This window comes from Lactobacillus sp. UMNPBX19, assembly GCF_002553805.1.
GTDB lineage: Bacteria > Bacillota > Bacilli > Lactobacillales > Lactobacillaceae > Lactobacillus.
In genome coordinates, this window is the sequence record NZ_PCYR01000004.1 from 25,786 (window position 1) to 48,059 (window position 22,274).

The 22,274-nt window shown below is 33.4% G+C and carries 19 protein-coding genes and 1 riboswitch; all 19 genes read right to left on the reverse strand.

Going from position 1 to position 22,274, the window contains the following annotated elements; all coding sequences use genetic code 11:
- Window positions 1-123: 123 nt before the first annotated feature.
- Window positions 124-816 (reverse strand): hypothetical protein, encoded by a 693-nt coding sequence (locus CP370_RS02090; RefSeq protein ID WP_087712950.1) that lies wholly within the window; start codon window positions 814-816, stop codon window positions 124-126.
- A 356-nt stretch (window positions 817-1,172) separates the two neighbouring features.
- Window positions 1,173-4,073 (reverse strand): SIR2 family protein, encoded by a 2,901-nt coding sequence (locus CP370_RS02095; protein WP_087712949.1) that lies wholly within the window; start codon window positions 4,071-4,073, stop codon window positions 1,173-1,175.
- Between the two features lie 258 nt (window positions 4,074-4,331).
- The gene (locus CP370_RS02100) at window positions 4,332-5,837 is read right to left on the reverse strand and encodes a restriction endonuclease subunit S (protein ID WP_087712948.1); all 1,506 of its coding nucleotides are present in this window, start codon (window positions 5,835-5,837) and stop codon (window positions 4,332-4,334) included.
- Complete coding sequence (locus CP370_RS02105) at window positions 5,827-7,275, reverse strand: N-6 DNA methylase (protein WP_087712947.1); 1,449 nt, start codon at window positions 7,273-7,275, stop codon at window positions 5,827-5,829. Before CP370_RS02105 ends, CP370_RS02100 begins: the two co-directional genes overlap by 11 nt.
- Before the next feature lie 5 nt (window positions 7,276-7,280).
- Window positions 7,281-7,697, reverse strand: a complete 417-nt coding sequence (locus CP370_RS02110) for a hypothetical protein (RefSeq protein WP_087730861.1) — start codon at window positions 7,695-7,697, stop codon at window positions 7,281-7,283.
- Window positions 7,698-7,733: 36 nt separating this feature from the next.
- Window positions 7,734-10,940 (reverse strand): type I restriction-modification system endonuclease, encoded by a 3,207-nt coding sequence (gene hsdR / locus CP370_RS02115; protein ID WP_087712945.1) that lies wholly within the window; start codon window positions 10,938-10,940, stop codon window positions 7,734-7,736.
- Window positions 10,941-11,091: 151 nt separating this feature from the next.
- On the reverse strand, window positions 11,092-12,351 hold the full coding sequence (locus tag CP370_RS02120) for a tetratricopeptide repeat protein (RefSeq protein ID WP_087712944.1): 1,260 nt from the start codon (window positions 12,349-12,351) through the stop codon (window positions 11,092-11,094).
- Window positions 12,352-12,451: 100 nt separating this feature from the next.
- Window positions 12,452-12,727 (reverse strand): HU family DNA-binding protein, encoded by a 276-nt coding sequence (locus CP370_RS02125; RefSeq protein ID WP_004894504.1) that lies wholly within the window; start codon window positions 12,725-12,727, stop codon window positions 12,452-12,454.
- A gap of 165 nt (window positions 12,728-12,892) precedes the next feature.
- Window positions 12,893-14,200 carry a ribosome biogenesis GTPase Der gene (gene der / locus CP370_RS02130; protein WP_004897434.1) on the reverse strand — a complete coding sequence of 436 codons (1,308 nt, stop codon included), beginning with the start codon at window positions 14,198-14,200 and terminating at the stop codon, window positions 12,893-12,895.
- A gap of 74 nt (window positions 14,201-14,274) precedes the next feature.
- Window positions 14,275-15,477: a 30S ribosomal protein S1 gene (rpsA, locus tag CP370_RS02135; RefSeq protein WP_012846263.1), complete on the reverse strand. Its 1,203-nt coding sequence runs from the start codon at window positions 15,475-15,477 to the stop codon at window positions 14,275-14,277.
- Between the two features lie 62 nt (window positions 15,478-15,539).
- Entirely contained in the window at window positions 15,540-16,205 is a 666-nt protein-coding gene (gene cmk / locus CP370_RS02140; protein ID WP_162879035.1) for a (d)CMP kinase, read from the reverse strand.
- 108 nt (window positions 16,206-16,313) lie between these two features.
- Window positions 16,314-16,907 (reverse strand): ECF transporter S component, encoded by a 594-nt coding sequence (locus CP370_RS02145; protein WP_087712942.1) that lies wholly within the window; start codon window positions 16,905-16,907, stop codon window positions 16,314-16,316.
- A gap of 73 nt (window positions 16,908-16,980) precedes the next feature.
- Window positions 16,981-17,092, reverse strand: a riboswitch (FMN riboswitch).
- A 70-nt stretch (window positions 17,093-17,162) separates the two neighbouring features.
- On the reverse strand, window positions 17,163-17,930 hold the full coding sequence (locus CP370_RS02150; RefSeq protein WP_012846266.1) for a LysM domain-containing protein: 768 nt from the start codon (window positions 17,928-17,930) through the stop codon (window positions 17,163-17,165).
- Between the two features lie 60 nt (window positions 17,931-17,990).
- On the reverse strand, window positions 17,991-18,710 hold the full coding sequence (locus CP370_RS02155) for a pseudouridine synthase (protein ID WP_011161931.1): 720 nt from the start codon (window positions 18,708-18,710) through the stop codon (window positions 17,991-17,993).
- 1 nt (window position 18,711) lies between these two features.
- Window positions 18,712-19,302, reverse strand: coding sequence for an SMC-Scp complex subunit ScpB (scpB, locus tag CP370_RS02160; protein WP_087712941.1), 591 nt, complete (start codon window positions 19,300-19,302; stop codon window positions 18,712-18,714).
- Entirely contained in the window at window positions 19,292-20,035 is a 744-nt protein-coding gene (locus CP370_RS02165) for a ScpA family protein (RefSeq protein WP_087285229.1), read from the reverse strand. The genes scpB and CP370_RS02165 overlap by 11 nt, the downstream gene beginning before the upstream one ends.
- The gene (locus tag CP370_RS02170) at window positions 20,028-20,390 is read right to left on the reverse strand and encodes a reductase (RefSeq protein WP_087712940.1); all 363 of its coding nucleotides are present in this window, start codon (window positions 20,388-20,390) and stop codon (window positions 20,028-20,030) included. Before CP370_RS02170 ends, CP370_RS02165 begins: the two co-directional genes overlap by 8 nt.
- Window positions 20,391-20,395: 5 nt before the next feature.
- Entirely contained in the window at window positions 20,396-21,286 is an 891-nt protein-coding gene (xerD, locus tag CP370_RS02175) for a site-specific tyrosine recombinase XerD (RefSeq protein ID WP_004897449.1), read from the reverse strand.
- Window positions 21,276-22,169, reverse strand: a complete 894-nt coding sequence (locus tag CP370_RS02180; RefSeq protein ID WP_087712939.1) for a S1 RNA-binding domain-containing protein — start codon at window positions 22,167-22,169, stop codon at window positions 21,276-21,278. Before CP370_RS02180 ends, xerD begins: the two co-directional genes overlap by 11 nt.
- Window positions 22,170-22,274: the final 105 nt, after the last annotated feature.

The window sequence follows — 22,274 nt, forward strand, 5'->3', positions numbered from 1 at the left end:
GTTCTAAAAAAGTGAAGAAAGTAGCTGAGAGGATTTATAGTATTATTACCAGAAATCAAGATAAAAAAATAAGCCACTTTTTTCTTATTTGAAAAAGTAGCTATTTGTAAATTTGTTTAATTTTCAATTATTATCACTGGGTAAAACTCTATAGAACAGGCCTTTACCTGCAAAATACATGCCCCAGTAACCTTCATCCAGAGAATGCGCATTAATCTCATCACATAAGTATATATAACCTTGATTCATGAAAATTGATCCACCATCCCACCAATAGTATTCAGGATCTTCAAGTCTATTTTCATATTTCGGCTTTTCTTCAAACCATAATTCTATTTTTCTATTCCAATATGGGTCAAAAACTACATGAATTTCATCATTTTTAGCTTCAATATGCGCATCATGAAAGCTCAAGGCACTACTCATCAAATCATCGATATCTTTTTGAGCTTTTATTTTTATAATTTCTTGATAGCCATATTTTTTATCTATTTTGATACATTCTTCTAAATCTTGCGATGATATTTCTTCACAAATTTTTTCAGGATTATATTTCTTTAAAAAATCCATTGAACCGAAATATGCATTTTTAGGAGTCCAGTCAGAGGTATTACTGTCAATAGTCACAACATGCATAACTCCTGCCCTAGAATAGGTATCTACTTCTATCAAATTGGATTTAGAGTAATCTAGAGCTATGCAAAATTCATGCCATCCTTTTTCGTTTTCTGGCCAATCTCCACTATGCACTGCTCGGGCAAAAATCGGTGATAAGTATGGTTTACTCATATCTTTAGGTATAATCCAGGCATACATATTTATTCCTCAAAAATCTTTAATTTGTCCCATTCTTCTGATGTTAAGATTTTATTACTATGCGATTGCCCAATGCCTTTGATTTACTGAAGTAGATAATAAGTATTGTGTTTCGTGAGAAAATTGTTGATTTAAAGATCCGGTTTTGGGACTTTTGGTATGAGTTATTTTATCTGTTGGCATCATTCTATTCACTTTGAACTTTCTCTTTTACTAAATCTTACTTTAACTTCAAGATACTAGTTTTCATCTTCAAAAAAATCATCTAGTTCATAAGTAGTAATTACTTTTTTATTACACTAGCTCATACACGCATCACATATTTTACGTTTTCTGCATACTTTAATATTTATAAATTATGCGAAATAATAAAAATAGATTTCTTCCAATTCAGACGATAATTTATTGTTTTTAAAACTTTGAATTAATCTATTTTTTATCTCATTCTTAACAACCTTATTTGCAGAAATTTGTTTCAAAATATTACGATCACATCTTTTTAACCAATCTAGTTTAAACTTTTCGTAATTGAAATTTTTATAATTGATTAACCATCTATCTTCCGGCATAGCATATTTGCTAATAACATCTATCGTGTCCTTATCTATCTTTTCTTTCTTCTCTATACATACTTTAGTGAAACCATGAGTTATTTGTCGAATATCCTGAGAAAGCATATGTTCATCTTCTGCACGAGTATCCTTTGTTTTTAAGTAATTAAGTATATCATTCTCAATCTTTTCATCTAACTCAATAATGTCAAAGTTTGCAAGATCTATGTTTGTTTTTATTTCAATCTCTTTACTTTGAAATGATCTATTTTTAAAGTAAGTTGTTATTAGATCCTGTGTCCCCTTGTTTGAAAACTCATAAGTATAAATAAGAGCAATGTCATAATTATTCTTCATAGCTTCGTCAACTATTTTATTATAATCATACTCAGTATCTTCTTCGTTCAAATAATGGTTAAAAAAATAAATTATTGAGGATATGTTTTCTGCCTTACTTCTGATAACTATCATCATGACTTGAGTTGCGATTTTTTGTATTTGACTAATATTTTGATTATTAACTAAATTCTGATTTTTTATATTTATAAAAAACTGTCTAATAATGTCTCTATGCTCAATAGTATCTAAATCAACTAAATAGTCAGTAAAGTTTTCAATTATTAGATTTACTATATTTTTATTTAATTTTACAAAGCTACAAACACATAATACCCGCCAATAGATATCATTCCTCAATTCATCTTTGTAATGTGAAGAAAGAATATTTGGAATAATTTTTTCTAAATATTCAATTCCTTCGTTATCTAAATCAATAAAAGATAGCGATTGATACCTTTCAAATAATTTATATACATCACTTGAGCTGGAAAAATATCTAACTATAGTAAATAAATCAAAATTATCTAAATAATCTTTTTTTATATTTCCTGTATGAATCAATGGATCAAAAGAATTTATTTTTTCTTCTGATGTAATCGAAGCAAGGATAGTTCGAATATACAATTTATAATTATCACTAATATCTTTATATTTATCTAATAATAGGTGATTTTTGGAAACAAAATTAAATAAATCAAGAGCTTTATGCGCCGCTCCTTCGTAAGCAGGAACCCCCTGAAAAAGCATATAATCAGTATTTGCCTGTTCAAAACTTTCAAGATTTAAATCATATAGATCTTGAAAAATAGTATAGGAATAATTCCACCCATTAATATCTCTAATCAAAGTTCCTTTATCAGTTGTTTCGATGGATCTATCTAACATTTGATTAATATCAATATCATTTTCTTCTCTAATTAACTCAATAACAGATGTATCAACGTTTAGTCTATATGAACTGTCGATTATAATTTTTCTTATCCATTTCCTATTGACTTGTGAAATGTAGTATAAGCCGTATGACCGTTCTCTGAATAACGCTAGCCCAGCTCGTTTTAAATAATTGTAGGTGGATAAGTAATCGCCTAAATAGTAGGATATACTAGCCTGTTGTAAAAGAAGATTCCCATTATTTTCACCTAACTGAGTTCCATTTTTATCTCTTAATTCATTGAGTTTTTGCCAATTAAAAGTAAATACATACTCTTCAATTTCATCTTTTTTTAACTCCTCAGAAAATTCTTTTATCTGTCTTTCACTCTTAATTCCTCTAATCATACTTTTATGTAAGATTTGTATAATCTTTTTTACCTTCATTTTTTCAACAGGGTCAGATATATGATCTAAATCAGAACAAAGTAAATTCAAAGTTTTTTGTATTTTTTGATTATCTGGATTTGCACATAAAAATAAATTATTAGATATATACAAACTATATTTACTCAAAATATTGTTCAAATATTTAATAGTGAGATATGCAAATTCATCATACTCTTTTAATTCAGTATATATATTATCAACTAAATCTAAATTATTATTTGAGCCAAGCAAATAGTCCAAAACATTGTTAAGATTGTTGGAAATATTAGTTGAAACATTGAAATTTTGATTTAATTGACTTGCATATATAATTTGTATTCCTAGCTTTTTATAATACTGCTCTTCATTTTCATCGTATTCACTATCAGCATTAATTAAATATGAAATACGCATATCCTCGCCAACAATATTTTTCACCCAATTAAAAATTTGTTTTAAATCAGGATCATTAAATGAATATCCAATAAACAAAAGAACTTTTGAGCCGATAATTGACTTAATATAGTTCTCAATTAATTTAAAATTATTGGAATAATTCAAATAATCTTCCTCTTTTAGTACGAAATTATCATGAATGAAATCTCCATGCATCTTTATTAGTTCTTTATTATATTTACGATACGGTATATCAATATCTTGAGAGATTGTCTGTCTAATTTCTCCATGTTCTTCCGATGCACGTTCAATGAGATCATCATAATTCGTGGTAATAATAGTCCGTGGATCGAATCTTAATATTTTACGATGGATGTCAGAAACTGGAAGTTTTATACCATCTTTAAATATTTCACGCATTAAACTATTGTAGGCTTGTTTTCCATGCGAATTATAGTAGTACTGAGGGATTTTCAAATAATCACTATTATCAATCTCACTAATTCCAAGTAAATTTCCTATTTGTTCTACTGCATCTTTCCAACTAGGCATACCCGAATTTATAGATACACCTGCTCCAACAAATAAAACTAATTGGTCATCTTTTTTAGCTTCTTGAATAAGTCTTTTTGCTTCTACATATGAATTAGGAATAGAATTTGTTTTATTCATGGTAAGTTGTTTCAATCCTCTCTATCAAACACTTTAATACTCTGTTAAGTATAGTTATTTTTATTAGTTCTATAATTTTACTCTGGGTATTTATAAGAGGAAGAACTAAGAGGTTTCTTTTATCTTTTTAAGAGAAAAAAACTTTGATTTCTACCCCTCTTTAACTTTAAGTTATACACTTGCAGTTTCACCGCTTAGATCTTTTTTAATCAACTTTCCGCGCATGATCAAGTCTAACACCTTTAATTTCAACCAAGCTTAAAGATTTTCATATTGTTGAGTAGAAGATTCATCCTTGCAAAATAAAGAAAATATCATTTCTATTTTATCAACGATTCCACTTTGTTCAGCAAGTGGTGGAAGTGGAATAATTAAATTTGAAAGTTTAGTTTTATTTAATATTGGAAGTGTAGTGGCGGATGCATAATTATACATTGAAGATATAAAAAATGAACTTAACATAAAATAATGCAATAAACTACTACTAACTATTAACGGAGAAATTCCATTAATTTGCTGATTATAGGCGACTTTCCTATTAATAATGTTATTTCTTCCCAAATTTCCAATACATGTAACTAAAATATCATTTTTATATGCAAGTCGTCCCTTTTGTTCTCCCTTTTCAGAAAGGAAATCCTTCGTATTATAATTAATAATCAAATTTTGAATATCAGCGGGTTTAATAAAGGGAGTAGCTCCACCGTAAAAATCACTATTATTTTTCGTAGGAGTATTTCCTGTAGCTATTAATCCAACATCCCCCAACCTTACCCATTCCCAACTATCAGGAATCTCAAACGGCTTCTCTTCATCGCTAATCTGCGGAAGTGGCTTACTCTTTTTGATCTTCTTTTCTTTAATCAACTGTTCCTTCTCAGCCTTAATCTTCTCAAGCAATACACTTGCTGGCTCATCGTTTGGATCTTGCTTAACCAATTTTCCGCGCATAGCTAAATCTAACACCTTCGACTTCAGCAAAGTCTGAAGTTCTGCGTATTGTTGAGTAAAAGATTCGACTTTGCGAAGCAAAGCGAATAGCTGCGCTATTTTAGCAGCGATTCGACTTTGCTCTGAAACGGGTGGAAGTGGAATATTTATCTTTAATATGTTGGTTAACCCTAATTCTTTTTGTTTAGTAGTTCCTGTTAAATAATCTCCTAAATTTTTTTGAATTTGAGGTGAACGTAAAAAATAATAGATATAATCTGAATCTATGAATTGGTTCATTCTCATAAGAGTAACGTGAGAATCCACAGGAACATGACTATAGTTATCTTTTACAATGTTTAATCTACCAACAGTACCTGTACCCGTAGAATTCCAAAGGATATCATTTTTTTGAATAAAACGATAAGGTTCTAATTTTTTGAAAAAATCTTCTGTTATATGTTTAGCATCTTCAATATTAATTGAGTTCCACTGAACACATTTTTGAGAAATTATAGGATGATCTAAAGATTCTTTATCATATTTTGGAGATCTTCCTCGTTGAATATAATTTCCAATTTCCCCCAATCTAACCCATTTCCAACTATCGGGGATGTCAAACGGCTTTTCTTCATCAGTAATTTCAGGAAGGGCCTTACTCTTCTTAATCTTGCCCTCTTTAACAAGTTCTGCTTTTTCAGCCTTAATCTTTTCAAGCAATACACTTGCTGGCTCATCGTTTGGATCTTGCTTAACCAACTTTCCGCGCATGGCCAAGTCCAAAATTTTCTCTCTTAAAGCCTGTGCATCAAAATCTAAACTATTAGTCTTCATCGTCAATTCCTTCTAATGCCTTGTTAAGTTCTGCAATTGCATCCCTAATTGCTTGAGACTTCTCATTCATTTCTTTCAAGATTTCACTAAGTGAGCGATCATCATGATCTTCTTCTTCACTCATCCAAGAAATGTCCAAGCTCGTATTAGGACGCTTCATAATTTCATCAATGCTAAACTTGCGCCAACGTCCATTTGGATTCTTTTCCTTATCCCAAGTTTCTTTTCTCTTGGAATGATCATCAACGCAGTATAATTTTTCAAAGTCTTCAAAATCCTTGTCATTCAAAGGATTACGCTTACCAAATGACCGCATTTGGTGACGCATATCATAAATCCAAGTTTCCTTCGTATTATCCTTATCACTTTCACCGCGAGTGAAGAACAAGACATTAGTTTGTACACCTTGAGCGTAGAAAATCCCAGTAGGCAATCTCAAAATAGTATGTAAATTACACTTATTTAATAAGTCTTGACGGATCTTTTCACCAACACCATCTGCAAATAAAACATTATCAGGAACTACAACTGCAGCGCGAGCTTTACCATCAGTCTTAAGTGAATTATAGATTGTTTGTAAGAAGTTAAGTTGCTTGTTACTCGTTTCATAGGTTAAATCATCACGAGTTGCACGTTCTCCACCCTTTTTAGTACCAAAAGGGGGGTTAGTTAAAACTATATCAAAGCCCTTCATCCACTTACCATTTGCAGATAAAGAATCTCCCTGATCAAGACGTCCATCCATTCCATGTAAATATTCATTCATCATAGCCAAACGATGAGTATTTGGAACTAATTCCATTCCAGAAAAGGCGTCTTCTACTTGGAAATCGTATTGTTCTGGAGTTAATGTAGAGTAACCATCAGTTTGATCTTTTAAGTATTGATCAGCTGCCACCATGAAGCCAAAAGTACCTGCAGCTGGGTCATTACAACGATCGCCAATTTCAGGTTTCGTCATTTTTACCATCATATTAATCAAAACACGTGGGGTAAAGTATTGACCGGCACCTGACTTAACTTCACTAGCGTTCTTTTCCATTAAACCTTCGTAAAGATCACCCAAACCCTCTTCCCGGGCTGAGAACCAATCAAGTTCATCGATATCTTTAATAATCTTCTCTAAGTTAGCTGGTTCATCAATTGCAGTTGATGCATTTGCATAAATAGCGTTAATTCGTTCACTTTTTACTATTTCTGGGTTACCTAAATCAAGAAGTAATTGACGATAGAAATTCTTAAGTTCAAGTCCTTCCTTTGAAACCAAATTATCCCATTGATACTTCTCTGGAATATCATCTTCTTGTCCTTGTTCTTTACTCATTTTTAAGAACAAGATATAAGTTAATTCAGTAATATAGTCTTGATAACTAACCCCATCATCACGTAAAACATTACATTCATTCCAAAGTTTTTGAACTATTTCTTGATTACTCACTTACTCTACTCCTTCTTTTGTTTTAAATTCTCTGCTCTTTCTTCATTGAGAGCCTTCATCATGATTCTAGTGAAAGCCATTCTTATAAAACCAAGATTTTCACCAACCTTTATTGGTTTTTCCTCTTGAATCCATTGATTAATATTTTGAATATTTTGTTGTTCATCTAATAAAAAAGAAAAATATTTCAACCAATATTTTCTTAGAATAATTTTTCTTTCTTCTTCAGTTTGATTTCTAGAACAATAATCAAGCGGCCACTTTTCTACTTTTTTATGTTTTAAATAGTAGTTAACACAATTTTGAAACTTTCTTGCAGTCGTTAGCTTATCCTTAAAAGTTGGTTCGAGATAATAAACTGTAAATGTATCAGCAAAATAATTTCTTGTTTCTGCGGTCACTTCGGTCAAATTTTTCATCATTGTTCCATGCCAAAATATAATTTCAATAACTCTTTTTTAGACATACAAATTTTCATTCAAAACATAAATAATTTGATCTGCATTATCTGAGAAAATTTTTCTCATCTGCTTATAGCCACCTTGCCGCTTGAAATAATTACTGCTAAACGCTGTCTCAGCATTTGGTCCTAACACAGTTGAAGAAAGCAATTGATTTTCAATTTTCTTAAGCCAACTCTTTTGCACCATATTCCAATCAGCCATACCATATACCTTTTGCATTGCATTATGGATACGAACATTATGATCAACTAATTCAGATCCAACAGCAGCCTGACGAATGAAACTAATAATATCTGCGGTTGTCTGAACTTGATTTGCATTCTTCCATGCGGTTTGCAGGTCATTTTCTTTAAAGCCCTTCTTTTCAAGTTCTAACTTAATTTTCTTTAGTTCATCGTAAGTTAGATCTTTTGGTCTAGTTGCCACAATCTGCAGAGCAGGAATTTCATTCACATTCTCTTTAATAAATTTATTAAAGCTCTCAATATAATCTTCTGGATTTGAGTTTCCTTGACCATAACCTCTTTCAATGCCCAAATATTCATCTGGTTCATTTGAAATGTACTGCTTTTGACTACCGGTAGACAATCTATCTAATTGCTCAAAGTTTTTCCATTCTTTTAAAAATTCTTGATTATTTAAGCGAGGTAGATCTCTTGCCCATTGATCAATTGAATTAATTTCAGTTAAACGTTCAAATTCTTTTCGTTTTGAATCATTCATTCGTTTAATCTTTCGATCAATAGCAGCTGTCATATCAATTTGATATTGCTTAAAGTTATCATTAATCTCAAATTGATGCTTTTGATCAATAAAGTAATGAACATCGTGACTTACATTCTTAACCACTGGCTTCATGTTCGTCACTTTATTCATTGCGTCATAAATTCCAACAGCATCATAGATATTAAAGACAGATTTATGAATTTCAGGACATAGTCTAGTCGCACGTCCAAGCATCTGTTCATAAAGAATTCTTGACTGTACCCGTCTCAAGAAAACTAAATTAGTAATCTCAGGAACATCTACACCAGTAGTTAATAGGTCTACAGTTACCGCAATATTAGGATTCTTTTCATTCTTAAAAAGCTTAATTTCATTATTTGGATGTCTAATTGATCCTGTAATTTTCTCAATTGCATCATCGTCGACAGGATTCCCAGCATTCTTAAATGATTCTTTTAATAATCTCACTACCATATCAGCATGTGAGTCAGTCGCAGCAAAAATCAGTGTCTTTCCTAATTCTGGATCATTAGGATTCAAACAATTTTGAGCTAAATAATCACATACTACTCTATTAAAACTCTCAGTAATTACTCGCTTATTAAAGTCTTTTACCTCAAAGTTCATATTATCTGGTAGCTTTTCACTTTTAATTGATTCACTTGATTGATCAAACAAATCAATCTCAGCACCCTTCTTAAAATGAATTCCTTCCTGAGATAGTTTAGTTTTAATAATTGTTGGAGCATCATGATCAACTAAATAATTATCTAAAACTGCCTGCTGATAACTGTAAGAATATACTGGTTTACCAAAGATATCAGTGGTTTGAAGAGCTGGAGTTGCTGTCATTCCAATTGCTGTAGCATCAAAATAGTCAACTACTCTCCGGTATTGGCTAACATAATCATTTTGATCGTAAAAATGATATTCTTTTTCACTAAGTTCTTTATCTTCAGCATATCCACGATGTGCTTCATCTACAATGATAAAATCATATTGACCAACTGATGGTTTCTCTTCTTTATCATCATTATAAAAAAGCCGCTTGATCATCCCTTGAACTGTCGCAATTTGAATCTTAGTTGAAGCATCTGGTAATTTATCTTTAAGTTCCTTAACACCATAAATACTTGCAATCGAAAGATTACCAATTTTGTTATCTTTTATTGCATCAGCCGTTTGCTGCCCTAAAGAATTACGGTCAACTAGATACAGAATACGACGCGCACGCTTATGCTTTAATAAGCGATACATCAAGGCAATCGCGGTTCTAGTTTTACCCGTTCCAGTTGCCATAGCAAGTAAAATACGCTTTTTACCATCTTTAATGGCTTCTTCGATACTTTTAATTGCTTCAACTTGGTAATCACGATCTGCAAATTTAGGAAAATCTTGATCGTCTACTAAATCTTGATCTGCTAACTCAGGATTCTGAGAAGTTAATTTCAAAGCTAAGTCTTCTGGATGATGGAACTCTTCCAAAGCGTATGCACTTTCTTTAGGATTTCGTGCATCCCAGAACCAAATCCCCGATTTTTCCTTATATTGCTTTAAATATGGTCTCCCATTTGCAGTATAAATAAAGGGCACCTTGTATTCACCCATATCATTATCAACTAATAGATAATCTGATCTGAACGGAACTTCACGAGAGTACTCTTTGGGTTGCGCCATTTGACCTGCAATATCTTGATCCCATTTTTTAGCTTCTACAATGCCATAAAATTCTAGGCCCTTAAATAAAGCATAATCAGCGCGCTGACCATTTGGAAGAACCCATTCAGCAATCGCCATATTATGACCCTTTTGAGGAGCAGTTTTATACTTCCAATTATTCAGATTCTCACTATCTGCTTCCCAACCTGCTTGTTGAAGTTGCCGATCAATTAATTGACGAGTTTCTGCTTCAGTAAGTTGATGTTTTTTAGCAAATTGAACACTAATTTTGTGACGTTTAGCTTGAAGTTCTTTAGATACTTCTACTGGCTTTTGAGCTTTTCGAGCTTCTTCAAGCTCTTTCTTTAGCTGTTCAATTTGTTCTTGTTGAAGTTGGAAAATATTAGCTTGATCTATTGGCGTTTTATATTCCTTTACTTCATCTTGCGAATATACTTCTAAAAAGTAGTTCCAAATAATATAGGCTTTTTTATCAACTTCAAGTGCCTGCTTTTTAGAAACGATAAATTGATGATCATGATCGGCTAGATTTCTAATATGACGAATATCATCTAAATATTTTGTAACAATTGGTGGATAGTCACCACGATATTTAAGTTCATTTATACGATCTATCTGTTTTAGATTCCAGTCTCCAAAACCTTCAAGATGCATAATTTCACGAGTTAATTGTTCAGAAAAATTACCAAAAACTGCAACACTACTTTTAGGGTCAGAATAAATTAAACTCTCCGCACTAGTGGCTAATTTTGCATATTGTCGATATTCTTCTTCAGTTGTTTGAAAATTAGACATCCTACAATCCTCATTCTTCATAATTCTCTGCTTCTATTTTACTCTGAATGCCCATTTAACAACAAGATCATTAAGAAAATACGTTCAATATATTTTACATAATAAAAAATATGAACCAAACAAAAAGCTGGCCAACAAGCCAGCTTTTTTACTATTCTTCACTATTCAATTCATCTAACATATCTTGCATATCAAGATCATCTGGTTGAACTTGCAAGTACTTCTTAACCAATTCCTTAGTTGTCGGAATTTCACGCAATTCATAGAACAAGCTAATCATCTGTCTTAAGAAGCTTGCATTATTTTGAAAGGCTGGATAGGCAAGCAAGAACTCACTCTTAGCCTTATCGTAATCTTCAAGTCTTTGGTAAGAAACAGCCAAATTCCAGTGAGCTTGTGGCTCTAACTCTTCATCGTCAAGATCCTTGAACAAGCTAACATTAGTCTCATCTTGATGCTGGTGAAGGTATAAGTTCGATAGCTGCAAGCGCAAATCACTATTGTCAGGAGCAACCTCAAGCCCCTTTTTAAGCAAGCGTTCTGCTTCATCCAATTGGTTCAGGTTAGCAGCAGCTTTGGCACCCAAACTATACAAAACTTCATCCAATTCATTATAAGATAGACCAGTTTGCGCAGTTCTGAGTACTTCCTCATTATTATCTTCTGCGGCATAAGCTTGGGCAAGAAGTGGATAAGCATTTACATAATCAGGTTGAGTTTCAATTACCTGGTCTAAATACTTAATTGCAGCCTTATTATCGTTAGCAGAAAGCATAATTAAGCCAGCTTCATAAAGAGCATCAATACTTAAAATATCATTTTCATGACTCTTAATTTCATTTGCTGCTTCTTCATACTCACCTAATTTAGCAAGACAAGCTGCAATTCTTTGGCTTAAAACTACTTCACCGAAAGTCTTATTATTTTTAGCTAATTCACGATATAAGTCTAAGGCTTCGCTGTAGTCACCGCTAAGATAGTCTAATTCAGCCAAGCCAAAGTTAATGGCATCTTCATCAGGAGCTAGTTTATGGGCTTCTAAGAGTTTTTGATGGGCTGTTTCAATTAACCCATTACTTTGATAGTAATCAGCTAAATCAAGCAAACTTTCAAGGTAAGCATCACTATCTGTCTTTACATCATAAAGTAGCTGTAAGCCATCGTCTTCATCCCCATCATTTAACAAAATTTCAGCTAAATAGACCTTAAACAAGTCCTCTTTAGGAAATTGTCCAATCAAAAAACGGTAAACTTCTTTAGAAAGATCAGTAAAACCAAGATCAGTTAAGTTTTCAGCTAAAGAAGCAAGGATTTCTGGGTCATCATTATCCAAAGCCTTTTTCAAGAGAATTCGATTATCAGAAAAATCATGATTTTGAATTGCATCTAATAGTTGTTCAGAATAAGTCATTTTTTCACTCTTTTCATTTATGCTCTCACAATAATTGTACACAAAAAACGTGCCAAGCTATACAACTTAGCACGTTTTTATTTTGCTAGTAACTGAACAATTACTTAACAGCATCCTTAAGAGCCTTACCTGGCTTGAATGCAGGAACCTTAGAAGCTGGGATTTCGATTTCAGCCCCAGTTTGTGGGTTACGACCCTTACGAGCTGCACGGTGACGTACTTCAAAAGTACCGAAACCGATCAATTGAACTTTTTCACCCTTAGCAAGATCTTCTTGAATAGAGTTAAAGATTGCATCAACTGCAGCAGCAACTTCTTTCTTGGTTAAGTCAGTTTTAGCAGCAACTTCAGAAACTAATTCTGCCTTGTTTGCCATTCCACTTCACCTCCCAAAATGAACTAATAATATTTTTAAACAAAAACCTTTGAAAATAAGAAAAATGAGTTATTCATTTATTCCCTGCAATAAAATTAGCACACTAAGACGCTTAGTTGCAAGCTTTTTCGTAGATATATCCCTATTTTTTTTGAAATTTAAGGCTTATTTACGTTTTCTAGCTAAGATTTTAATTGGTGTTCCCACAAAATCAAAGTTTTGTCTTAATTGATTAATTAAAAATCTTTGGTATGAGAAGTGAAGCAACTCCGGATCATTTACAAAGACAACAAATGTTGGCGGAGTTACAGCAACCTGGGTCATGTAGTAGATTCTTAATCTCTTTCCATTAACAAGTGGAGTTGGTGTAATTCTAGTTGCTTCAAGAAGTAAATCGTTCAAGACACTAGACTGAATTCGACGAGTTTGATTTTCATGAACTTCTTTAACAAGCTTCAAGATATCTGGAACTCTTTGACCAGTTTTAGCAGACACAAAAATAATTGGAGCATAGTCTAAGTATTGGAACTCTCTTCGGATTGTATCTTCAAAGTCCTTCATACTTCTACTATCTTTTTTAGGTAGATCCCACTTATTTACAACAATAATTACACCGCGGCCTGCGTCATGAGCGTATCCAGCTACGTGCTTATCTTGTTCACGAATACCCGTGCTTGCATCTAAGACTAAAAGTGTAATATCACTTTCTTCAATAGCACTGATCGCTCTTAAGACAGAATACTTCTCGGTCTTCTCATAAACCTTGCCACGCCGTCTGATGCCGGCTGTATCAACGATAGTATACTTTTGCCCATCATTGGTAAAAGTCGTGTCAATGGCGTCTCTAGTCGTTCCTTCGATATTAGAAACAATTACACGTTGTTCACCTAAAATAGTATTTACAAGTGAAGATTTACCGACATTTGGGCGTCCAATCACACTAAAGCGAATTGAACCATCTTCATGTTGGTTAGCCTTGTCTCCAAATTCACCAACAATAGCATCTAGTAAATCTCCCATTCCAGTTCCATGACTACCAGAAACTGGGATGGGGTCGCCTAGTCCTAAGCTGTAAAAGTCATAAATATCTGTTCTTTGCTCAGGATTATCAGCCTTATTAATGGCTAAAATAACTGGTTTCTTAGTTCGATAAAGCATTTTAGCAATTGTTTCATCCATGTTAGTCATATGTTGAGTAACATCCCCTAACATCACAATTACATCTGCTTCATCAATGGCAATTTCAGCTTGTGCCTTAATTTGTTCTTCAATTTCACCAGAGTCTAGAGTAATACCACCAGTATCAATTAGGATAAATTCATGACCCATCCATTCAGCACGGGCATAAATTCTATCTCTAGTAACTCCAGCCTTATCTTCAACAATAGCTACACGAGAATTAATAATTCTGTTAAAAATAGTTGACTTACCAACATTTGGACGTCCAACTAATGCAACTACGGGTAATGACATATTATTTCTACCCCTTTCTATCTAATGAAATAAAAAAAGCTGACCGGAGTCAGCTTTTTTTAGACTAATGACGATTAATCTTTATCTTTAAGTTGATCACCAATAATGTCACCTAAAGCAAAACCGTTGTCATTGTCATTCATGTACTTATCAGCTACAGAATCTTGACGACGACGTGGACGTGAGTTGTTTTCACTCTTAGCAGCATTAGGATCAGCTTGCTTGATTGACAATGAGATTCTTCTGTCACTTGGGTCAACACTTAAAACTTTAACTTTAACAGTTTGACCAACCTTTAAAACATCACTTGGCTTATCAACGTGCTTGTTAGCAATTTCTGAAACGTGTACTAAGCCTTGAATTCCATCAGCTACTTCGATGAATGCACCGAATGAAGTTAAAGTCTTAACTTCACCTTCAATGATGTCGCCTTCATGTAAGCCTTCAGTAGCTTCTTCAAATGGGGATGGTAAAGTTTGCTTAATTGACAGGGAGATTCTGTGTTTATCGTCATCAATACCGATAACTTTAACCTTAACATCTTGACCAGCCTTCAATACATCGCTTGGCTTATCAATATGCTTGTAAGAAATTTCTGAAATGTGAACTAAACCGTCCACACCACCAACGTCAACAAAGGCACCAAAACCAGTTAAACGTGATACTTTACCTTCAACAGTGTCACCTACAACTAATTGTGAAGCAACGTTTTCGAAAGCTTCTTCACGTTCTTGTTCGATTAAGTCTTTTCTTGAAAGAATTAATCTGTTCTTGTTAGGATCAATTTCAGTGATCTTCAAGTTCATCTTCTTGCCAATGTAAGGCTTCAAGTCAGAAACGTAACGGTTAGAAATTAATGAAGCTGGTAAGAATCCACGTGTACCAACATCAACTAATAAACCACCGCGAACAGCACCAGTTACAGTACCTTCAACAGTCTTGCCTTCTTCGAAGACCTTTTCTAATTCCTTGTAAGCTTCTCTTTCCTTCAAACGAGTAACTGAGAAGAAGAATTCACCGTTTTCCTTGTCGCCACCAGCTCTTCTAAGAACTAAAGCTTCAAACTTATCACCAGGTTTTACCAATTGTTTCAAATCTGCATCACGGTCGTTAGTGAATTCGCGCTTAGTGATTACACCTTCAACACCTGCATTTTCAACACCAACAGCGATTTGTCCATCTTCAACACTTAAAACTTCAACGTTAACAATGTTGCCGACTTCAACTCCCTGCATTTCTTTTAGAGCATCTAAGAATTGATTACTATTATCTGTCATAATTACCTCCCAATATCATACTTTATTTTAAAGTACTTGATATCTTTTTTCCACACTTTTGTTTAATTTTTTTGCTTTTTTTGAATTATCTCGGTTATTTTGGCTACAACTTCATCAATTGTTAAGCTTGTAGTATCTAATTCAATTGCATCATCTGCTTTTTTCAATGGAGAAATTTCACGATGCGAATCTTTATAGTCTCTAACTTCAATATCATGTTCGATATCTTTTAAGTCTTGATGAATGCCTTTTTCTTGAAAATCTAAGAAGCGTCTCTTAGCTCTTGATGCAACACTAGCGATTAAGAAAATTTTTACCTCTGCATCTGGTAAAACTGTCGTTCCAATATCACGACCATCCATAATAACATCGTGCTTGCCCGCCATTTCGCGCTGTAATTCAACCATCTTTTCACGAATTGATCTTAAGGCAGAAACTTGAGAAACGTTCTCTGTAATTTCAGGTGTTCTGATGTCAATTGACACATCCTTACCATTTACATAAACCTTTTGTTCTCCATCTTCTTGCTTAAAATCAATTGTACTATGGTCAATTAAGTTCAAAATTGCCTTTTCATCCCCATAGTCAACGTTATTATCGTGTGCAATTAATGTACATGCTCGATACATTGCACCAGTATCGATATAAATATAGCCCAAATTATGTGCGATAATTTTAGCAACTGTACTCTTCCCCGCTGATGCAGGACCATCAATAGCTACTTGCATTAAATAATTTAGTCCTTTCTTTTTCATTCAAATTAAATTCTACCATAAAACAAAAAAACAGAGGTCAAATGACCCCTGCTAAATAAAATTATTTTTACTATTTAAACTTTAAAAGTTACGTCTTACAAATTTTTCTAACACTGGCAATAAGATCTTAGCCAATAATAAAACGACAATACTGTTAATTATCCCTTTAACTAGGTTAAATGGCACAATTGCTGAAACAATATAAGTTAAAAGCGATGAATTAAGCTTAAAGCCCATTAAAGAAATATACATTGGAGTTAAAACGAAGTAGTTTGCTAAAGACATTACTACCGTTAAAGCAATTGTTCCGACTGCTAATCCCAAAATTTGGTATTGTACTTTGTCTTCATACTTTTTACTAATGAAGTAGAATGGCAAAATATAAGCTAAGCTTGCTAAAAATGCAGCCAATTGACCAATCATTGAAATTGGGTTAAATCCCGAAATAAAGAGGCTCAACAATGATTTAAAAAGCGCAATCATTGTCCCGCCCAAAGGACCAAAAACCAAAGTACTTAAAGCTACTAATGAATCAGAAAAATCCATCTTTAAGTAATCAAAGCCAGGAATAATTGGAATTTCAATCTTCATAATCAAAAATGCCAATGCACCAATCATTGCCCAAGCGAGCCAATAGGCTAATCTTACATGACTTAAACTTGTTTTTCTTTGCATGATAGTTCCTCCATAACATACAAAAGGTCTGTCGCTTCAGCAACAGACCTTATTAATCATGTTTAATTCTTTGGTCTGTCTTCTTCCATCTAGACTATAACTATCGGTACCTGAGGTTCAACTACATGTGTAGCTCGCGGACTCTAACCGCCGGTCGGGAATTTCGCCCTGCCCTGAAGACAACATCCTTGTATTTACTTTTTACAAGTAAATAATAATACTTCTTGGTAGAATTGTAAACATTATTGTTTTTTATTATCTTAATTTTATTGATTGGCCAATACTAATACTATCAGCTGACTCTAAATCATTAATTTGCTCTAAGTGGTGCACTGAAGTATTATTTTCACGGGCAATCTTTGATAAAGAATCTCCCTCTTGCACAGTGTAAGATCTTGGTGCCTCATATTCTGAAGAACTGCTTCCACCATTGTTTTGCCAAGTATTTTGATTAGTTTGAGTCGAGTTTTGCGTTGATTGTTGGCTTTGATCTTGAGTAGTAGTTTGACTAGCACTAGATTCATAAGATTGGGTGCTACTGCTTTGACTAACCTGACTACTTTGAGATTCTGACTGACTAACAACAGCTGGTGTTGTGTCTTGAGATTGACTTGAAGAACTTTCTTCTTCTCTTCTCACACTGCTACTCTTAGACTTACTCTTCTTAGAAGAGCTGTGCTTACTCTTTTTATTTTTAGCCTTGTGAGACTTAGAAGATGAGCTTTTTGAAACCTTAACGCTCTTTTCAGCTAAGTTATTAGAGTTTGCGTGCAATCTTGAAGAAACAATCGGAATTAATGCAATGATAATTATTGCAACAATAATCAATCCAGCCCAGAGCTGACTATGATGTGGACCTTTTGGACTGCCTTCTGATTGAGTAGATTTTCTAGAAGTAACTTCTGGCTCTGCCTCTGGTTCTGACTCCCGATGATGCATTGCACTTCTAGATGTTTTAGGACGCTCAAAATGCTTGTAAGGGCCTTTTGGTTCTTTATTGTCCTGAGATTTATTTTCCTTCATTCAAAAGTCCTCCAAATTATAGATTATTAGTTTTATTTTATCATAGCTTTTAATAAAGCGTTAGTCAGCTAAGTGATTTAAACGAAAGACTTCTTCATTCGTTAATTCACGATACTCGCCCGAATTTAATGACTTTAAAGTTAAAAAGGCATACTTTTCACGAGCTAATTTTTCTACAAAGTGATGTACTGCTTCAAACATTCTCTTAACTTGGTGGTAGTGACCTTCATGGATAGTCAATTGAACAATTTGAGTCTTCTTTTTCTCATCAGTCTTTAAAATCTTTAACTTAGCTGGTGCACTCTTTCGTCCATCAATACGCACACCATGAGTAAGAGAGCGAATCTCTTCTGGAGAAAGAATTCCCTTAATCTTTGCTACATAAACCTTTGGTACTTCGTTACGTGGGTGCATTAACTTATTTGCTAATTCACCATCATTTGTCATTAATAATAAGCCCGATGTATCGTAATCAAGACGCCCTACAGGATAAAGGCGATATGGTACATCTTCAAAGAAATCAACTACTGTCTTTCTTCCTTTGTCATCGCTTACTGAAGAAATCACACCACGTGGCTTATAAAATAAGTATGTGTGGAGGGCTTCTTTTTCAATTGGAACTCCATTTACTTCAATCTTGTCGCTAGGTTCAACTTTTGTTCCTAGTTCAGTAACTTTTTTACCATTAACAGTTACTTGTCCTGCACTAATCATTTTTTCAGCCTTACGTCTTGAGGCAACACCTGCCTGCGCAATTACTTTTTGTAATCTTTCAGCCATTTTACTCACCCTCATCAAAATTAATTTCTTTATTTCTACTATCATCCTGATTAAATAGGTTCACAGGATTATCATCTGCTTCAAATTCTTCAATTACCGGTAAATCAGCCAAACTTTCATAGTTAAAGTACTGTAAAAAATAATCGGTCGTTACATATAAGTTAGGATGTCCTGGGACATCCTTTTTTCCATCTACTTTGATTAATCCGCGCCAAACCAAAGTTTGCAGCGCACCTGCTGAGTTAACCCCTCTTAAGTCATCAATTTCAACTCGAGTAATCGGTTGTCGATACGCAATAATCGACAGGATTTCAAGTGCTGACTGACTTAAATTCTTAGATAGATCTTTTTGGAAAAATTTAGAAATAATATCTCCGCATTTCGGACTAGTGGTTAATTTATAAATTTGATTGATGCAAATTAACTGCAAACCTGAATTTTCATCATTTTTCAATCGGTCCTTAAGATGATTAGCTAATTCTATTAGGGCAGCTGGAGAAATTTCTAACAACTGTAGCAAATTCTCAGTTTCTAAACCATCATCCCCCGCTGCATAAAGTAAGGCTTCTAATTCTGCTTCTTTACTTGCCATTAATCTCAACTTTCTCTAACTCTAGATCACCAAAATCTCTATTTTGCTTTACCAAAATTTTATGATCACGACATAATTCTAAAACTGCTAGGAATAAACCAATTACTTGATCAAGATCTTGAAAGTTTTTAATACAATCAAAAAAACTAGTCGATCTTTTCTTTTGTAACCTATTTTTTAAAAAGCTTGTCATTTCTTCAATTGAAGTCTCGTGAACCTCAATTTTTCCAACTTGTGGCTTTCTTAGTTTGAATCGCTCTAAAACTACTTTAAAAGTATCTGCAAGCTCATCACTTGTAATTTCTCCTAAAGGAAGTGGTTCAATCTCTTTTTTAGGGGAAACAGATGGATCCTTTGCCACTGTAATTGGCATTTCTTCATCTCTTTTTTTAAAGTATTCGGCAATTCTTTGAAAGACTGAGTACTGAACTAATTGCTCAACAAGTTCAGTACGTGGATCTTCTTGATACTGATCTTCCTCAATAAAGTCATTTTTAGGAAGTAAATATTGAGACTTAATTCTAAGTAATGTTGACGCCATCACAAAATACTCTCCAGCAATTTGTAAGTCCAAAGTTTGCCAGCGAGCTAAATTAGCTAAATATTGTCCCGTAATTTTTGCAATTGGAATATCATAGATATCTATTTTTTGCGACCTAATTAAGTGTAAAAGTAAATCTAATGGTCCCGTAAAATTAGGAAGATCTAAAGTTAATTCATCAACATTATTCATCAGTTTTATTTTCCTTTAAATAATTTAATAAAGATGTCCAATTAGGTAAGGCAGTAATCATTTTATCAGGATAAAGATGCTTTAGGTCATTCATTACCAATTGCTTTGTTTTTTCATCACGCATTGTTGGATCAAGAGATAAATAGCGAATAATAATAAACTCTTTCTCTTCTTGAATACCGACAATACCGCGAGCATTACCATCTTGTTGATAGATAAGAACCTCGAATTGATTGGAATCACTAGTATACAGTTTCATCTCTTCTTGCAGATTCTTAATATTTTTAAAATCTGGGAGATAAGATAAATATCCCATTACAGTTTTTTCGTAATCTTTTTTATATTTGCTGATCATAATAGTTAGGCACGTGGATGTGCTTGATTGTAAACCTCCAAAATATGTTTCTGCGTCAAATTAGTATAAATCTGCGTAGTTGTAATATCACTATGGCCCAAGATTTCTTGAACCACTCTTAAATCCGCCCCATTTTCTAATAAATGAGTCGCAAAAGTATGTCTAAGAGTATGTGGTGTAACATTTTTGGTTATTCCGATAAGTTGACAATATTTTTTTATCTTTTGCCAAACAGCTTGTCTCGTCAATTGATGACCATGATTATTTAGGAAAATCACATCGGTAAATTGACCGCTTTTTAAGACTTGATTCTCTCGGACATCTTTTTGATATTTCTCTAACCATGATAAAGCAACTTCGGTAATCGGAACAAGACGTTCTTTTGATCCTTTACCAAGAACTCTAATAATTTTTAACTCACTGTGAATATCGCCAGTACGTAAATTAATTAACTCACTAACCCGCATTCCAGTTGCATAGAGCACTTCAAGCATAGCCCGATCTCTAATCCCCAAACGAGTATTAGTATCAGGAGCATCCAACAATTTAGTAACTTCTTCCTCACTAAGAGCTGTCGGCAATCTACGTTCACTTTTAGGTGAATCAATTTTAACTAAAGGATCACGTTCAATTATATCTTGCCGCAAAAGCCATTGATAAAATTTTCGTAAGCTAGAGATCATTCTACTGATTGAAGTTGTGGCTTTTCCCTTATCTTTTTGTGTTGCAAGAAAAGCATCAACTACTAGATAATCAACTTCCCAACTTGTCTCATTCTGATCTTCTAAATAACTTAAATATTCTTCTAAATCAGTTCGGTAAGAAACAATTGTATTGGGACTTAAGCCACGTTCTACTTGACTAAATCGTAAATAATCTTCTAAATTATCCTTCATTATCTGTGTCTGAGTCATCTTTTTCTACCAAGCTAATTGTTCCTGCATCTTTATCTTCAGTAATTAACCCATCCTTTAATAAATGTCCCAAGGCACGTTTAAAAGCTGATTTAGAAATACCAAAGTGATTTTTAATCTCTTGGACATCACTCTTATCGTAAAATGGTAGAGTTTTTGTAGCTTCACGACGTAAACTTACTAAGATCATTTGTGCGTCATCGTCAATTTCTTCAAATCCACGAGGAAGAACACTTAAGTTCAATCTACCATATTGACTAACTCCAATTACACGTCCCTTAATCTTTTGACCTAGTCGTAATGGACGAAACATTTCAGACTTATGAACAAAGGCTAAGTAGTACTGATCAGTAATTACAAAGGAACCTACTTCATAATTTCTATAAACAGTTCCGGACATATTTTTATTCTCTAAATGTGCTGGGAAATTAGCAGCTAATTGCTCAAAGACGTTTTCTTCAGCCATTTTAGCCCAAATACGCTCTTTTTCATCAGTTTCAAGACGTACTAGTAAGCGATCGTCTTTCTTTGGCCATTGATCCTTTTCAAGTGGAAGATCATCTAAAGATACGACAACATCTTTGTCGTTCAAACCAATATCTAAGAAAACACCCAAGTCACGGCGCACTTCTGTTACAGTTGCCCAACCATACTGATCTTTTTGAGCAAAAGGATAAAATTGTGTCATTTCTTTCTTTTTATCCTTATTTTCATAAATAAAGCCTTGTACTTCATCACCTAAATGGATTGGTTCATCTTGTGTAATTTCTATTTTCTTTAATTCAAAAGTTACCCCTTCAACCTGCACATAAAAAGCAGATTCATTTTCATCAGTAACTTTTCCTTTTCTTATTTCACCTAACATAATAGCGCCTCAATCATTTTATTTTGTCTATCATCTTATAGTATAAGGAAAAAAAGACAAAAATAAAATAGCCAGCTTTCGCTGACTATTTTAATAAGCTATTTA

Excerpts from the sequence above, each read along its gene's own strand:
- CP370_RS02125 (WP_004894504.1), bottom strand. The coding sequence starts at position 12,727 with ATGGCAAACAAGGCAGAATTAGTTTCTGAAGTTGCTGCTAAAACTGAC.
- rpsA (WP_012846263.1), bottom strand. The coding sequence starts at position 15,477 with ATGACAGATAATAGTAATCAATTCTTAGATGCTCTAAAAGAAATGCAG.
- CP370_RS02110 (WP_087730861.1), bottom strand. The coding sequence starts at position 7,697 with ATGATGAAAAATTTGACCGAAGTGACCGCAGAAACAAGAAATTATTTT.
- CP370_RS02150 (WP_012846266.1), bottom strand. The coding sequence starts at position 17,930 with ATGAAGGAAAATAAATCTCAGGACAATAAAGAACCAAAAGGCCCTTAC.
- CP370_RS02180 (WP_087712939.1), bottom strand. The coding sequence starts at position 22,169 with ATGTTAGGTGAAATAAGAAAAGGAAAAGTTACTGATGAAAATGAATCT.
- der (WP_004897434.1), bottom strand. The coding sequence starts at position 14,200 with ATGTCATTACCCGTAGTTGCATTAGTTGGACGTCCAAATGTTGGTAAG.
- xerD (WP_004897449.1), bottom strand. The coding sequence starts at position 21,286 with ATGAAGGATAATTTAGAAGATTATTTACGATTTAGTCAAGTAGAACGT.
- CP370_RS02165 (WP_087285229.1), bottom strand. The coding sequence starts at position 20,035 with ATGAATAATGTTGATGAATTAACTTTAGATCTTCCTAATTTTACGGGA.
- scpB (WP_087712941.1), bottom strand. The coding sequence starts at position 19,302 with ATGGCAAGTAAAGAAGCAGAATTAGAAGCCTTACTTTATGCAGCGGGG.
- CP370_RS02100 (WP_087712948.1), bottom strand. The coding sequence starts at position 5,837 with ATGAAGACTAATAGTTTAGATTTTGATGCACAGGCTTTAAGAGAGAAA.
- CP370_RS02120 (WP_087712944.1), bottom strand. The coding sequence starts at position 12,351 with ATGACTTATTCTGAACAACTATTAGATGCAATTCAAAATCATGATTTT.
- hsdR (WP_087712945.1), bottom strand. The coding sequence starts at position 10,940 with ATGTCTAATTTTCAAACAACTGAAGAAGAATATCGACAATATGCAAAA.
- CP370_RS02095 (WP_087712949.1), bottom strand. The coding sequence starts at position 4,073 with ATGAATAAAACAAATTCTATTCCTAATTCATATGTAGAAGCAAAAAGA.
- CP370_RS02155 (WP_011161931.1), bottom strand. The coding sequence starts at position 18,710 with ATGGCTGAAAGATTACAAAAAGTAATTGCGCAGGCAGGTGTTGCCTCA.
- CP370_RS02170 (WP_087712940.1), bottom strand. The coding sequence starts at position 20,390 with ATGATCAGCAAATATAAAAAAGATTACGAAAAAACTGTAATGGGATAT.
- cmk (WP_162879035.1), bottom strand. The coding sequence starts at position 16,205 with ATGCAAGTAGCTATTGATGGTCCTGCATCAGCGGGGAAGAGTACAGTT.
- CP370_RS02090 (WP_087712950.1), bottom strand. The coding sequence starts at position 816 with ATGTATGCCTGGATTATACCTAAAGATATGAGTAAACCATACTTATCA.
- CP370_RS02145 (WP_087712942.1), bottom strand. The coding sequence starts at position 16,907 with ATGCAAAGAAAAACAAGTTTAAGTCATGTAAGATTAGCCTATTGGCTC.